This is a genomic window from Methylobacterium sp. D54C (genome assembly GCF_053345595.1).
The window spans coordinates 1-283 of sequence record NZ_JBKFAK010000257.1 but is presented as its reverse complement, the minus strand read 5'-3'; the positions used below and the strand labels follow the sequence as shown (position 1 = coordinate 283).

The 283-nt window shown below is 77.4% G+C and carries 1 protein-coding gene; it reads right to left on the bottom strand.

What is annotated here, in order from left to right; translation table 11 throughout:
* A partial coding sequence (locus ACLBYB_RS33415) for a dienelactone hydrolase family protein (protein ID WP_447701449.1) occupies nucleotides 1-283 on the bottom strand: 283 nt, incomplete at both ends.

The following is a 283-nucleotide window of genomic DNA, read 5'->3' as shown; positions in this document are numbered from 1 at the left end:
TCGACGCTCTTGCCGGCCGCCCTGGCGCGGTCGCGCGCCTCCTCGCCCGCCGCCACGGGGATGCCGGTATCGGCCCCGCCGTAGAGGGCGAGGAGCGGCGCGTGGATCTCGGCCGCCACGTCGCCGGCGGTGCGCGGCTGGATGTCGGTCCGCTCGCCACCGACCGGCCCGTACCAAGCGCCGGCCGCCTTCAGGTCGCGACGATGCGCCGCGTAGAGCCACGTGGCGCGCCCGCCGCGGCACCATCCCATGACGCCGAGGCGGTTCGGGTCGCCTTTCGCCG